The sequence below is a fragment of the Prosthecobacter sp. genome, assembly GCF_020439865.1.
GTDB lineage: Bacteria > Verrucomicrobiota > Verrucomicrobiia > Verrucomicrobiales > Verrucomicrobiaceae > Prosthecobacter.
Genome location: NZ_JAGRPF010000167.1, coordinates 1 through 12,353 on the forward strand (window position 1 = coordinate 1; position 12,353 = coordinate 12,353).

Annotated in this window: 12 protein-coding genes; all 12 read right to left on the bottom strand. The window is 59.7% G+C overall.

The window, feature by feature from the left end; translation table 11 throughout:
- Positions 1-1,024: Gfo/Idh/MocA family oxidoreductase (locus KDL09_RS19825; protein WP_294389030.1), on the bottom strand; the 1,024-nt coding region annotated here is incomplete at its 3' end.
- Between the two features lie 77 nt (positions 1,025-1,101).
- Positions 1,102-1,494, bottom strand: coding sequence for a GxxExxY protein (locus tag KDL09_RS19830; RefSeq protein ID WP_294389032.1), 393 nt, complete (start codon positions 1,492-1,494; stop codon positions 1,102-1,104).
- A 99-nt stretch (positions 1,495-1,593) separates the two neighbouring features.
- Positions 1,594-2,265: a family 16 glycoside hydrolase gene (locus tag KDL09_RS19835; RefSeq protein WP_294389034.1), complete on the bottom strand. Its 672-nt coding sequence runs from the start codon at positions 2,263-2,265 to the stop codon at positions 1,594-1,596.
- Complete coding sequence (locus KDL09_RS19840) at positions 2,262-3,518, bottom strand: hypothetical protein (RefSeq protein WP_294389036.1); 1,257 nt, start codon at positions 3,516-3,518, stop codon at positions 2,262-2,264. Before KDL09_RS19840 ends, KDL09_RS19835 begins: the two co-directional genes overlap by 4 nt.
- Before the next feature lie 53 nt (positions 3,519-3,571).
- Complete coding sequence (locus tag KDL09_RS19845) at positions 3,572-5,245, bottom strand: sialidase family protein (protein WP_294389038.1); 1,674 nt, start codon at positions 5,243-5,245, stop codon at positions 3,572-3,574.
- Complete coding sequence (locus KDL09_RS19850; protein WP_294389040.1) at positions 5,242-5,682, bottom strand: nuclear transport factor 2 family protein; 441 nt, start codon at positions 5,680-5,682, stop codon at positions 5,242-5,244. Before KDL09_RS19850 ends, KDL09_RS19845 begins: the two co-directional genes overlap by 4 nt.
- Entirely contained in the window at positions 5,679-6,434 is a 756-nt protein-coding gene (locus tag KDL09_RS19855) for a DUF2334 domain-containing protein (protein ID WP_294389042.1), read from the bottom strand. Before KDL09_RS19855 ends, KDL09_RS19850 begins: the two co-directional genes overlap by 4 nt.
- A gap of 8 nt (positions 6,435-6,442) precedes the next feature.
- Positions 6,443-8,461 carry an SUMF1/EgtB/PvdO family nonheme iron enzyme gene (locus KDL09_RS19860; RefSeq protein ID WP_294389044.1) on the bottom strand — a complete coding sequence of 673 codons (2,019 nt, stop codon included), beginning with the start codon at positions 8,459-8,461 and terminating at the stop codon, positions 6,443-6,445.
- Between the two features lie 24 nt (positions 8,462-8,485).
- The gene (locus KDL09_RS19865) at positions 8,486-9,634 is read right to left on the bottom strand and encodes a sialidase family protein (RefSeq protein ID WP_294389046.1); all 1,149 of its coding nucleotides are present in this window, start codon (positions 9,632-9,634) and stop codon (positions 8,486-8,488) included.
- Between the two features lie 84 nt (positions 9,635-9,718).
- The gene (locus KDL09_RS19870; RefSeq protein WP_294389048.1) at positions 9,719-10,858 is read right to left on the bottom strand and encodes a sialidase family protein; all 1,140 of its coding nucleotides are present in this window, start codon (positions 10,856-10,858) and stop codon (positions 9,719-9,721) included.
- A gap of 26 nt (positions 10,859-10,884) precedes the next feature.
- A complete protein-coding gene (locus tag KDL09_RS19875) occupies positions 10,885-11,934 on the bottom strand; it encodes a sialidase family protein (protein ID WP_294389050.1) in 1,050 nt (349 codons plus the stop codon).
- 11 nt (positions 11,935-11,945) lie between these two features.
- The coding region (locus tag KDL09_RS19880; protein WP_294389052.1) for a dihydrodipicolinate synthase family protein at positions 11,946-12,353 on the bottom strand (408 nt) is incomplete at its 5' end.

Consider the following 12,353-nt stretch of genomic DNA (forward strand, 5'->3'; position numbering starts at 1 on the left):
CGCCAAACTTCTCCGGGATCTCGATCTTGGTGTTGCCGCCCGCTTTACAATGCAGTTCCACCGCGGGCATTTTTTCGCCACGTGCCGGGAACTGGAACACGATGTCGGAGCTCAGCGGGTAGCTGATTTGATTGTAGTCCGCCAGCGCGATCGGGGTGATGCGCGTCGGCAGGCCCAGCTTCAGATTGTCGTGCGCGAAGTCGATGATGTGCGCGCCCCAGTCGCCGAACATGCCACCGCCATAGAGGTGGAATCCGCGCCAGTTGAACGGGTGATACATCTTGCTGAAGGGCTTCACTGCCTGCGGGCCGCACCAGAGATCCCAGTTCAGTGACTCGGGCTTCGGTTCTTCAGGCGGATAGCCCTTCACGAGCGCACGCTCCGCCGCGTTCATGAACCAAAGGGAAGGCGACTTCCACGCATCGATCTTCACGATGTCATCGACGATGCCTGCCGCGAGCATTTGCTTGAACTGCTCCGCTCCGGCGGAGGTGTGGCCCTGGTTGCCCATCTGCGTCACGACATTGAACTTCTTCTCGGCGCGCATGAGGATTGCCGCCTCTTCAAAGGTGTGCGTCAGCGGCTTCTCGACATACACATGCTTGCCGAGCGCCATCGCGCTGATCGCGGCGACGAAGTGGGTGTGGTCCGGCGTCACCACGCTCACGGCGTCGATGTCCTTGCCCATCTTGTCGAGCATTTCACGGAAGTCCTGAAAGCGCTTCACGTCCGGGAAGGCCTTTAGGTTTTTCTCGACACCCTTCGCTGCGACAAAGTCCACATCGGTGAAGGCCACCGGTATGGCGTTGCCTGCTGCGGTCAGCCCCGGAATGACACTGCCCGCACGTCCGCCGACGCCGATGCAGCCGAGATTGATGCGGCGGCTTGGCGGCAGCTTCGGATTGTCAGCCGCGCGTGCGCTGGTCAGGTAAGCAGGAATGAAATTGAAGCCGAGGCCCGCAGCGACGGATTGTTTGACGAAACGGCGGCGGGAGGATGCAGGGGATGTCTCAGATGTTTTCATGGTTCTTGGGTGGGTGGGAGTGAAGCTGGCAGTTGGCCGCAAAAGATCGCAAGGAGCGCAAAAATTGCGGCGGAAATTCAAGGCTTTTTCTTTGAGCTGGGAGTCAGGGCGTATTTTTTGATGTAGAAGCGGTAGCTGCCAAAGTTGATGAGCAGGCCGTGTTCGATCCGAGATGATTTCAGGTAGCCAAGGATCTGGGCCACATGCTCGTCAGCGATGCTTTTGACGGCCTTCAGTTCGATGATGAGCTGATCCTCGACAAAGAGGTCGGCGAAGTAGTCGCCGATGATCGTTCCATCCTCGTCGTAAACCTTGATCGGATGTTGCTGCTCGACTTTCACCCCTGCTTTGCGGAGCCGATGAGCCAATGCATTCTCATACACCTTCTCCAGGTGCCCTTGGCCGTGATACTCGTGGATGGCATACGAGGTTTCACGGATGAAGTCGCAGAGTTCAAAGACAGTTTTCATCAGGCTGGTTGGGATTCGATTAGCCGCAAAAGATCGCAAAGAACGCGGAGATGAATCAACTCATTCTTTGCGCTTCTTGCGTTCCTTTGCGGCTGAAAATCAGTCCTTCGCCTTCGCGCTCCAGAGAGCCACGTTGCGAAACTGCGCGCCTTCATTTTTCGCGACAAAGCCGACACGGCCTTTGCGGTCTTTGAAGCGCTCATGAGAAGCTTCGAGGGTGAGATCGTCGATCTTGGCGAACATGTGGTCGCCGCAGACTTCGACGGTGATGCGATGCCAGGTGTCGGGATCGAGTTTGGTCTCGATGCGCTTGAGTTCCTCGCGGCGCGTCTCTTTGGCGATGCCGCTCATCTTTTGAATCCAGATCGCCGTGGGCGTGATCATGACACGACCCTGATGGAGGTTCGGCTGGTTCGAGTCGCGGCAGACGAAACCGATCTGCGGTGACGGCCCGAGTTTGAACTCGGCGGTGAAAACATAATCGCCGAGATCCACGATGTGCTCGCATACGGCCTCGTGACCGTTCGGGCGGTTCTTGCTCGGCGCTTCCTGAATCTCATAGGCTGCGCCGTCCTTGATGCTCCAGGTGCCGATGCCACCGCGCCAGCCGTCGGTCCCGGGTTTCTTTTTGTCGGCAAAGGACTCGGGGCGGTCAAATTTCTCGGCGGAGATCAGTTTGTCTGGCTGGCAGGTTTTCGTCGCCGGAGGTGCGGGGTCTTCGGCGAAGACGAGTGATGAAGCGAGGAGAAGAGTGATGAGGTGTGGTTTCATGGTTCGATGAGCTGGTGACGACGCGCCTTCCAATAAGCCGCGAGGTGGTAGATGATGCCGCAACTGGCGTTGTGCGTGTAATCGAAGCCGCTGAGGAGCTTTTTCAATGACGCATTCTGCTCAGCCGTGAGCGTCGGCGGCTCGACCATGAGCAGGATGAGCGCGGATTCACCTGCCTCGCGGGTGAGGTGCCAGATCTCACGAAACGGCCCCCATTGCGGATTGGGATAGCCTTTCTGATCCTTCCATTCAGGCACCATGCGCCAGTCGGGGCCGAGCATGCGCATTTCTTCGGGGCTTTTCTTGGACAACGATGACAGGACATTCGTACAACGTTTCGCCGCGAGTTCGCGAACGTGCCGCATGTGCGTGTGGATTTGTGCCTTGAGGGCCGGATCTGGCTCGAGCGCATGCAAAACCTCCAGCGAACACTGCATTTGCAGCAACGCGTAGGCGGGCTTGTTCTCGCCGGGGTTCGCGGACTGTTCGACCGCATCCCCAGCGTATTTGCGCCACTGTTCACGGTAACGTTCGTTCCGGGTCACATCCCACGCGGCGGCATAGATCATCGGCAGGCGCGCGGCCTCGTGCGCCTGCACATTCCACATGCGGCAAATGCCGAGCGGACAGCGTGTGCCATCGGCGCGGCAGAAGTCGTAATCGTTCTCAGGCGTGACGAAGGCGATCATGCGTTCAGCGACATCCGCGAGCACCACACGAATCTGCCGCTTGGTGGCCTCGTCTGGCAATGGGCTGTGATAATACTGCCACAGGCCATGAACGAAATGCGTCACCTGATCGCGGGAGGAGTTGCTGTAAGTACTCTTGGCATCTTGCGGACAGACATTGCGTGCCACGAAGCCGCGCACACCATGGACGGTGACGCAGCGCCGCAGACCGGCGAACACGTTGGCGGCCTTTTCGCGCAAAGAATCGTCCTGCGTGACCGCGTATCGATCACAGAGCACGCTGAGCATCGCGCCGCCGAGGATCGCACCGTCTTCCATGCCCGTGCTGTATCCGCAGGGATTCGGATACTGGCGTTTCACTTCCTCGGCGCTCGGTAGATGCGCCTGCTCCTTGCCTTTCTCGTAGCTGCTGAGGTAATCGCCAAACGTGTGCACCGAAGGAAGGTAAAAGCGGCTCCACGTCATATCCCAGGCACGATCCACCTGTGCGGAGAGCACCTGCGCAGACACGTTCGCGCCGAGCAGAAGAGCTGCGGTAAGGATGGACAAGGAACGCTGTGTCATGGGAACGGAAAAGGGACCTCGGTTGCTGGGCCAGCGAGCAGCACTGAGAAGACTCAGCGTTTTGCTGAACTGCCTCCCGGCATGGAGACGACTTCAATTGGTTTCGCTTTGGCGAGAGCTGCGTAGGTGCTTGCGACGCGGACATTCTTGAACGCAGACGACGTGGTCGTGGCGATGGCGAGATTCGCCTGAGTGTTGCCTTTCGAGTTGCTCAGCGTCCATGCGCCATCTTTCGGTTCGGCCGGAATGGCTCCCGCAGGTCCGGTCTGCACGAACAGTTCATCTGGCGTGGTCTGATGACCCACGATGCGGACGAGTAGCGACATCGTCTCACCTTCCTTCAATTCCGGGCCTTTTGCTTCGCCCGGTTGAATCCTGGCGGTGAGCTTTCCCGCAGCATCGACGCCGATGACGACGCGCTCCAATCCAGAACTCGTGCTCAAACCAAGCCTGGCGGTTTGTCCACGTTTGGGCACGGTGAGTTCAGCGGCGAGGTAGAGTGTTTCTCCCTCGTTGCCGAGATCGATCCAGTCGCTGGCTGCTGAGGCGGGCGGTGGGGTAATTGGCGGCAGAGGTTTGTCCAACCCGACGGACGTGGGCATCACGGTCTTTTCGATGTCGTCGAGTTTTACCTTCAGCAACTCGGTGACGTTCTTCTTGTTCGAGAAGGCGATGAAGAGACTTCCATCGTGCTCCATCACGTGCGGATACTGAAACGTCGTCGCCTTGGGCGATGGGATGTCGAGCCGCATCATGCGGGTGAAGGTGACGCCATCATCGGAGACGGCCAGATGCATCTCGCGGCGGCCGATGCGTGGATTCGCATTCGAAACGAGCACGCGATAGCCGCGGCTGGTCTGGAGCGTGAAGAGCTTGCTGGTGGCGTTGGGGTAGTTCGTGATCACGGCTTCGCTCCACGTGGCGCCGTGATCGTGTGAGACGGTGCGGTAAAGCATGCCGGAACCGCCATTGTCGCGAATGGCGGCGATCAGCGTGCCGTCCGGTTGTTCCCAGCACACGGGTTCGTCCGGGCTGAATTTGCTCGTGCGCACCGCTTTCAGGCGATCCACCACCGGCACGGCGCGCCAGTCACTGAGCGACTTCACACCGCCGAAGAGCATCGTCACGTTGAAGCGTGCATCGCGTCGCGTCATCATCCATTCACCGGTCGAGATCTTCTGCGGCGAGAAGTTATTGATGGCGTCCTGATAGAGAACGCCCTTCTCCGTCCAAGTGTCGTTCGACTTGTTCCATGTGTAAGCGACGAGTTGCAGATCCTTGTCCACGCCGAAGGCTCCGTGGCCTTTGTAACTCGCCGCAAGCCCGAGCAGTTCACCATCGCGGAGCCAGAAGTCACGTGCGATGAAGGCGCGGCCTTCGGCGGGCATGCCCGTGAGATTCTTCGGCGCGTTCCAATGCAGGCCGTCATCGCTGGTGGCGTAACGGACATGCTGCGTCGGAAAATCCTCCACCTCAGGTCCCGCACTCCACATGCACCAGAATTTGCCATCGTGGCGCAGCAGGTAGTTGTGCAGCTGAAACTTCCAGGTCTCGTCGTAGGGGCAGACAACGGCATGCTCCCCCTTCAGCACCGGTAGCGCTTCGAAATTGATCCGATTGGCGTCGCCTCCCGTTCCCGGGAGATCGAGCAAGGGAGGAAGCTCTGCGGCGAATGACCAGGAAGAGACGACGCCGAGAATGGCCGTGATGCCCTGCTGCCGTGTCATTTCGATGCAGGGGGCGTGAGTTTGCAGGACTGCCAGGCGAGGAAGCGCCAGTGGCCGTCTTCAAGGCGCCAGACGGCGAGAAAAGCCAGTGTGGGGTCGAGCTCGCCGTTCGGCGTGCCGATCTTGAACTTCGCGCGGCCCGTCATCAGCGCGATGCCCGGTGCAGGGAAGCTGAAGTCTCGCTCCTCATAGTCCACGCTGAGATACTTCGTGGTTCCTTTGGTGAGCACATCGATGAACGAAGCCTTGGTATCGACCACGCCGCTCGAATGCGAGTAGCGCAGCTCATCGGAGAAGATGGCTTCGAGCTGGCTTCGCTCGCCTGACTTCATCGCGGCGAGCCTCGCGGCATCGGCGGCCTGCACGGCGGCGAGTTGTGCGTCGTCCGCGTGCAAGACGACGGTGAAGAGGCAGAGAAGGGTGAGCAGTATTTTCATGGGGTTGGCGGGGTTTGGGATTTTTTCAGATACCCGGACGGCGTCATGAAGACGACGCCCTTGGATTTTAAGAACTCAAGGATCTTCGTGAAACCATCCCAGCGTTTGTCGTCCCATTGATCGGGATGGCCTTGCAGCACGAGCACGTCTTTCTGTGCGGCGTGTTTGTCGTAGTAGGCGATGAACTTTTCCGCGTCCGGCACGAAGGTCGGATTCTCGAGCGCCATGACGCGCGGGATGCTCAATCGCTTGAAGAATTTCGGTTTCGCAGGGCCGTAGAGCCAGATTTTTACCTCCGGCACGCCTTCCATCGCCTCATCCGTCGCGTCCGTGGTGCCGCTCCAATGGGGACCGAAGGCCGGCAGACTGAAGCCGAGTTTCTCCTTCGCCAGTTTCTCACCTTTCGCCAGAATCGCCCGCTGTTCCGCCGCCGTGCCCTGCTCAAATTCACCCGTGTCACTCGCGCCCCGCATCTTGTAGCCGTGCATCCACAGTTCGATCTGTCCGGCGGCCTGCACGTCCTTCAGCCACTGGAAGTACATCGCGTTGTCTTTCTCGAGTGATTCAGTGATGACGCCGAACGAGCCCTTGATGCCCTGAGCGATCAGATAGTCATGTGTCTTCTGCCAGCGGTCAGACACCGGCTTCGTGCCGACACGGCGGGCGACGACGTCATCCAGCTTCAGCAAGATGACCTGAGGGGCGGCAAGGGCCTGGCTTGCCAGTGCGAGGAGCAGGAGGAGTCGTTTCATGGAGTGAGCTACGGTGCACCGGGAAGTGCCTTCAGCCACGCGAGATTGAAGACATAGTGATTCTTGCTGCTGATGAGCTGGATGCGTCCGTCGCGTGTCTGCGTGGCGGCGAGGTAGCCGTTGTGCTCGGCGCTGGTGTCGCTCAGCGTGAACTGGTTGCGGTCGATGCCGTTTACCGTGCGACCTTTGCCGCCAGGTGTGATCAGGCGTCGATGCGGCCAGGTCTTGCCCTCATCGAAGGAAATCGCGGCAAAGAGGCCCGCGCCGTGAAGCGTGCCACCTTTGCAGGGGAAATCCATGCCATGGGGCTTGCGGGCATTTGCCGAGAGATCGGTGAAGGAGCAGAACAGCAGCGCGCCTTCCTGCAGTCGCATGAGCACCTGGCGCTGCACGCTGCTGATGGCGGGAAACTCGGTCGGTTCATGGGTCCAGGTAATGCCGCCGTCACTGGAGAAGCTGGCGGGCGTCTTGTAGTTGAACTTTGCCTGCTCCTCGGGCGTGTTGAGCCTGCCGAAGGTCATGAGACGACCATCCTTGAGCTCCACGATTGGCGCGTGGATGCCTGCGTGACGCGCAGGGCTGCCGGTGCGATGCGCGAGCTTCTTGTCGGTGATCGCCGCGTAGGTCCATGTCCGCCCGCCATCAGGGCTGACGCTGAGGCTAGCGGAAGGAGTGTCGCAGGTGATGAGCAGACGTCCGTCGTGCGTGCGGATGGGCGCATTGCCCCACTCGCAGACCGGCTGCACGAGTAGCGCCTTGGTCCAGGTCACACCGTTGTCGGTGCTGGTGCGGACGATGTTTTCCAACTGACCTCTGGCAAAATGGAAAAGCGTTTGGTCGCCGTCCCACCACAGCTTCGGCGCATGATCGTTGATGTCGGCTCCATCCCAGAAGAGCGAGGCGGGTTCCCACTCCTTCGATCCGAAGCGCAGGCGGCTGGCGAGATTGTTCAACTCCGTGCCGGCTTCATCGACGCAGGAGTACCACACCGCGAGAAGATCGCCGTTGGGACACTCGGCGATGGCGGGACTGTGATTGTGCCAGGAGTACAACGGGCCTGACGAATTCGGTGGAATGATCACAAACGGCTTTGGTCCTTCGAAGAATGGCACGTCTGCCGGCGCCTTCTCAATGGCAGCGGTCGTTTGAGAAACGTTCTGCGCATTCAGCGGCGGAGCTGCGAGCGGCAAAGGGCAGCTCTTCGGCAGATCGCCGAGCACGACGCGGAATCCGGTCTTGGGGATTTTTGATTCAGGTAGCCAGGCGGTGCGATTCGCCGAGCGCAGCAAGCGTGTCTGCTCTGAATGACTGCCGCCGCGAATCACACGAAAATCGCCGTCGGTGCGGCCCGTCGGATACGTTTGTTCGCCGGCTTCATACGGACCATACCAGTCGGCGCACCATTCGGAGACGTTGCCGTGCATGTCGAAGAGACCCCAGGCGTTCGCAGGTGTCTGCGCGACCCTCAGTGAGAGCTTGGTGGTTTTTGGGCGATACTCGGACGGCAGTTTCTCATCCGGAAAAAAGCGATCGCGCAAACCGGTGTCCGTTGGCCACGAGTGAAAGCCTGCAGGCAGAGCATCCCCCGTATGAAACAGCGTCGTGGTTCCGGCGCGGCAGGCGTATTCCCACTCGGCTTCGGTTGGGAGGCGATAGGTCCTGCCTTCCTTCTTCGACAACCAATCGCAAAAGGCGACGGCGTCATTCCAGCTCACTTCCACGACTGCATCGTCGTCGTTTTGGCCGTGATGTTTTGCGTCAAACAGCCGGTATTGTCCCACCGTGACCTCGGTGGTGCTCATTTGGAAGGCCTGCGTGATCGTCACACGATGCACCGGCTTCTCGTCCCAGTCTGCATCATCGAACTTCTCCGCGTGCTTCTTCACGTTGTAATCTGCCGACGGTTCGTCCTGTCCCATCATGAAACTGCCGGGCGAGATCGGCACGAGCTTCATACCGATGGAATTGGTGATGACTTCCGCCGACATCACCGAGGTGACAGCAAGGAAAAGCAAAGGCAGTTTCATGGCCGAGCAAAAGGGATGAAGTGATCAAGGCGTGGTCGGTGGTGTCCAGAGCGTGCCTTCGATGGCGCGATCTTCTTCACGCGGGCCGTTGTAGTAATACACCGTCATCACCTCACCATTCAGGCGCACGAGCGTGCGCGGATAGCCGAGGTCGCCATCGAAGCCATCGTCACGGATCACGATCTCCGGCAGCCACGTGATTCCTTCATCAGCGCTGATGCGTGCACGGATGCCGGTGGGTTTGCGGCGATAGCCGTAGGTAACGCAAAGGCGGCCATCCGGCAGCAGCACCGTCGCCGGTGGGTTGCCGCCGATGTTGCCAGTGACCGTGCTGACATGTTTCCAGTTCTGTCCGAGGTCATCGCTGCGCCAGAGATGGATGTCGGCATCAGGCTTGCCCATGCGGATCGTCGTGAGCAGCGCGCCGCTCTTGGTGCGCACCGTGCTGGGCATGATCGCGAAACCGCCCGGCTGCGGCTCTTCGCCGATGTAGGACACGAATTTCCATGTCAGGCCGCCGTCGGTGGTGCGTGCGCAGAAGACTCGGCCTTCCTTGCCGTCGTTCTTTTTGCCGCAACTGCCGAACATGAGGCAGTCATGCGATCCTAGCACGATGAGATCCGTGCGTGTGCAGATACCATCCACGCCTTCGACTGAAAACGCATACGGCCCGCGCCATGTCTTGCAGCGATCGGTGCTCGTGTAAAACCACGAAGGCCCCGCATGCAGTCCGCCGAAGCGGAACATGAGCGCGGAGTTCGGCGCAGTGAAATCGATCGGTGCCGTCAGCGCGGTCGGCTTGGCTTCGGTTTTGGGATCGGCAAAAGGCAGGCTCTCCTCGGTCTTCCATGTTTTGCCACCATCGAGACTTCGGGCCTGAATTTCGTAGCTCGGCTTGGTGCGGTCGATGCGATGATCCGTCGTCGTGGACTTATACCAGGTCGCCGTGAAGCCAGCGACCAGTTCATCGCCCCATTGCCACAGCCCATGATTTGCGGGCCAGCCACCGTAGCGTTCCGGTTCCTTGTAGATGATGACATTCTCCCGCGTGGCAGGGGTGATTGTCGGAGTTGTGGCGGTTGGCGATGCGGGCTTCAGGATTTCGAGTTTTTCGTCGGCGATCGCCATCGAAGAAAGGACAAGAAGGCAGGGAATGATGAGGGGATTTCTCATGGGGAGGATGATTTGTTCAGAACGTCAATGCGGATGGGCGGATACCGTTTCGCACTTACGGTAATCCATGCAGTCGTTGGCGGTTCACGGTGGGTTCATCGCAAACTTCCCGAAGCGAATGGAGCGACGCTGGCGTTTTTCATCGCCGCTGTCCCACACAGCGCGGAAATCGCCCGGAGCGGTTTCGATGAGGGTGGGGTAGGAGTTGTGAATGCCTGCGTCGAAGAAGGTGCGTTCGTCACTCCAGCCACCGTTGGCGGGTTTGACCTTATAACGCAGCGCCATGCGGCTGAATGCGGGGCCATCGTTATAAACATAGAGTTGCGTGCCGCTGCGGGACTGGCCGAACCAGCCCTCTGACACCGAATTCCAAAGCTCCGGCTCTTCTTTGGCAATCGTCCACGTCCTGCCGCCGTCATTGCTGGTGCTGGACCAGGCGCGCGGCGGATTCAACGCGCCGCCATCGAGTGTTTTGCCATCGCGTTTGCCGCCGGAGGTGCGCATGACCATTTTGAGGTGTTGCTGATCGTTGACCACCGCGATCTGGCCTTCGTGCAGGAAGATCGAGCCAGGCACTTCCTGCGGCACATAGCCGCCGAGATGCCAGTCGAGCAGACTGGTGCTGCGCAGCACAAACTGCTCCTGCTGGCCAAGTGGATCCGCGCGTTTCGTGTTCCGATGCGCGGGCAGAAGATAGACCGGCTGCCCGTTTTCGACGATGCGCTGGATTTCGCCGAGAATAACGAGCGGCCCGGTGTAGTGCATCGCCAGTTCCACTGGATTCCACGAGCGTCCGCCATCACCGCTGTAGGCAGCGGCAAGATGCGAGTCTTCGCTGTCGGCGTAGTTGAGCGGACAGCGCATGGCGTAGCACCAAAGCACTTCCTGTCCCGGCGGCTTGTAGAGCACGGCATTGCAATAGCCGAACTGCATGGCCCCATGGCGTTGTTCGTGATCAAAGATCGTGCTGGGAACGCCCCATGAATTGCCATCGTCGCTGGAAACGACCGCGTCGATGCTGCCCATATCCATCTTGCCCGCGATGCCTTTCTGGTAGGCCACGACGAGATGCTTCTCTTTCCAAAGAGCAATGCTCGGCTGGCCGAGCAGCGCGGCGCGAGGCTCCTGGTCGGCCGTGCGAACGACGCGCACGTCACGCACATCGCCGGTGGTTTCGGCGAAAGCAGCGTGTGAGAGCAGCAGCGAAGCGATCAGTCTTCTCATGGCAGAATCGGCTCTGACAAAAAAACTCACTGCGGCCACTGACCGTCCACGATCGGCTTGGTGGTCAGTTTGGCAGGATCAAGAACGACATGCTTCACCTTCTGACGCTTCCACGTATAGGTGATGTGCACGAGGCCATCCTTCGTCTGGATGATCGCGGGATAACTGAACTCCTTCTTCGGCTCTTCTTCAAAGACCAGTGCGGCTTCCCAGGTTTTGCCATCCTTGCTCACGGCGAGGTTCAGCGGGCTGCGGCCCTTGGTGGTGTGATTGTAAATGAGCAGGTGCGTGCCGTCGGCGAGCGTGACGGCATCGGTGCCGGAGTTGGGATTGGGCAATGGAGTCAGCGAAATCTCGCCCCACGTTTTGCCCGCGTCGTTGGACGTGATCTGGAAGACCTTGCCCTGACGTGTGCGGCCGACCGCCTGCAGTTTGTCACCGCCAAGGAAGAGAATGCTCGGCTGGATGGCGCTGACGGTGAGGCCATCGTGCAGCAGTTCGGTGCGTGTCCATGTCTTGCCGAGATCCGAAGTGCGTTCGAAGTAGATGGCCCAAGCGCTGGGCCTTTCATTCGTTTCGTTGCTCGTAGGGCAAAGAATGTCGCCATTCGGCAACTGCACCGGCTTGTTCTTGATAGGGCCGAAGATGCCTTTGGGAAGCTTGGTTGCTGCCGACCAAGTCTTGCCGCCATCGGTGCTCGTTTTGAGTTCGCCCCACCAGGTGCTGGGCGACGGACCGACTTTGTAGAAGAGCATCAGCGGCGCGTCCTTCGGCTGAAACAACACGGGGTTCCATGTCGGATGCCGGGTGCCGTCCGGCTGCACACCGTTGGCTGTTTCAACGCTCTCGGTCCACGCACCATCCGGAAGCTGACGCGACACCCAGATGCACACATCCGGGTTCTTCTCCGCCGTGCCGCCGAACCATGCCGAAACGAGTCCGGTGGGTGTTTCGACGATCGTGGTCGCGTGGATCGAAGGATACGGGCCCGTGTCGTAGATGTACTCGGTTTTCAAAATGGCGGGATCAGCGGCCAGGGCAGCGATGGGAAGGAGGCAGGCGAGGATGGCTTTCATGGTTGGCGGGGTTAAGGGATCAGGCCGAGGGCGGTGAGTCTTTCACGAATGATTTCGCGTTCAGGATCGCGGAAGCGATGAAAAGGTTCGGCCATGTGATCTTCGCAGATGCCGAGGAGTGAGAGACCGCACTTGATGCCTTTGATAATGGCGGATTTGTGGCGGCCGACGGTGTAGATGCTGCCCGCGAGGCGCATGACTTCCGCATGCAGTTCGCGGGTGCGCTTCAGGTCCTGCGCAGCGGCAGCCCGATACATCTCGACGTAGAGTTTCGGATGCAGATTGGCGCCGCCATTGATGCCGCCGTGACCACCGAGCAGCACCGCCTCGGCAGTGAGTTCTTCAGGGCCGACGAGCACGCTCCAGTCGGCGCGTTGCTTCGCGACTTCGATCAGACGATGGAAGTAGATCATGTCGCA

Bases quoted from the DNA above. Each gene is read 5' to 3' on its own strand.
- KDL09_RS19830 (WP_294389032.1), bottom strand. From the start codon at position 1,494: ATGAAAACTGTCTTTGAACTCTGCGACTTCATCCGTGAAACCTCGTAT.
- KDL09_RS19840 (WP_294389036.1), bottom strand. From the start codon at position 3,518: ATGACACAGCGTTCCTTGTCCATCCTTACCGCAGCTCTTCTGCTCGGC.
- KDL09_RS19850 (WP_294389040.1), bottom strand. From the start codon at position 5,682: ATGAAAATACTGCTCACCCTTCTCTGCCTCTTCACCGTCGTCTTGCAC.
- KDL09_RS19875 (WP_294389050.1), bottom strand. From the start codon at position 11,934: ATGAAAGCCATCCTCGCCTGCCTCCTTCCCATCGCTGCCCTGGCCGCT.
- KDL09_RS19845 (WP_294389038.1), bottom strand. From the start codon at position 5,245: ATGACACGGCAGCAGGGCATCACGGCCATTCTCGGCGTCGTCTCTTCC.
- KDL09_RS19870 (WP_294389048.1), bottom strand. From the start codon at position 10,858: ATGAGAAGACTGATCGCTTCGCTGCTGCTCTCACACGCTGCTTTCGCC.
- KDL09_RS19835 (WP_294389034.1), bottom strand. From the start codon at position 2,265: ATGAAACCACACCTCATCACTCTTCTCCTCGCTTCATCACTCGTCTTC.
- KDL09_RS19860 (WP_294389044.1), bottom strand. From the start codon at position 8,461: ATGAAACTGCCTTTGCTTTTCCTTGCTGTCACCTCGGTGATGTCGGCG.
- KDL09_RS19855 (WP_294389042.1), bottom strand. From the start codon at position 6,434: ATGAAACGACTCCTCCTGCTCCTCGCACTGGCAAGCCAGGCCCTTGCC.
- KDL09_RS19865 (WP_294389046.1), bottom strand. From the start codon at position 9,634: ATGAGAAATCCCCTCATCATTCCCTGCCTTCTTGTCCTTTCTTCGATG.